1 protein-coding gene is annotated in these 1,068 nt (G+C 70.0%); it reads right to left on the bottom strand.

The window, feature by feature from the left end; genetic code table 11:
- Positions 1-40: 40 nt before the first annotated feature.
- Positions 41-784 (bottom strand): 5'-methylthioadenosine/S-adenosylhomocysteine nucleosidase, encoded by a 744-nt coding sequence (gene mtnN, locus HMPREF1138_RS06365; RefSeq protein WP_009057824.1) that lies wholly within the window; start codon positions 782-784, stop codon positions 41-43.
- Between the last annotated feature and the right edge of the window lie 284 nt (positions 785-1,068).

A 1,068-nucleotide genomic window follows, 5' to 3' on the forward strand; every position in this document is an offset into this window, starting at 1 on the left:
GGCGCACGCACGCTGCGGGGAGGCGGTGCCGCGGGCGGCCTCAGAGGAGCGTCAGGTAGGCGCGGACGGCCTGGGCGCTGTGGGCGGCGGCGAGGGGGCCGTCCATATGGAAGGCCTGGTCGGCGGTGGGCCCGCACAGGTCGGAAACTGCTCGCAACGAGATCCAGTCGACGCCGGAGGACCAGCAGACTTGGGCCATCGCGCAGGTTTCCATGTCGGTGCCGATGGCGTCGGGGAAGCGCTCGCGCATGGGGCCGACGTTGGCTTCGGTGCAGAAGGAGTCGGAGGAGACGATGCCGCCGACACGCACGGTGTGGGCGATGAGCGCGCTCAGCTGGGCGAGCCGCGCGACGGCGGCCTCGGAGGAGGTGTAGTCGACGGGCATCTGGGGGACTTGGCCCATGGCGTAGCCGAAGGCGGTGGCGTCGGCTTGCCCGTAGATGGCGCTGGTGCCGGCGGCGATGTCGCCGACGTTGGTGCCGGCGGCGAGCCCGCCGGTGGTGCCGGCGGCGATGACGATGGGCGCGTCGACGAGGGTGAGGGCGCGCGCGGCGGCGGACGCGGCGTTGGCCAGGCCGATGCCGGAGGTGACGACCAGGACGGTGCGTCCCTCGAGGTGGCCGAGCGCGAATCGTTGGGTTTTCATGGTGCCGGCCAGGACGGCTTGGGGGGTTTCGTCGTCGCCGATGGGGGCGAGCGCGTGGAGGAGGGGCGCGGCCTCCATGTCCATGGCGGCTTGGATGATGGCGTCGACGCGGGGGCGTGCGGGGAAGCTGAGGTTCATGCGTCCATGGTAGGGGACGAGGCCGGGTCGGGTCGCGCTCGCCCCGCGCGGGGGGCGGCGTTGTATGTGCACCTCCCCTTTCCTGGGTCCCCCAAAAGTCGCATGCAATTCCCTCAGGTCAGTTTTTGACACTGCCCACAAACGTTGCAATTCCAACGACTCGATTTCAATATTTGAAATAATCACGAGGGAATTGCATGCGACATTGTTGAGAAACCACGGGGCCGGGTCAGGGCCGGGTCGGGTCGCGCTCGCCCCGCGCGGGGGCGGCACGGCGGGGAGCG

Source organism: Actinomyces sp. ICM58, assembly GCF_000283035.1.
GTDB lineage: Bacteria > Actinomycetota > Actinomycetes > Actinomycetales > Actinomycetaceae > Pauljensenia.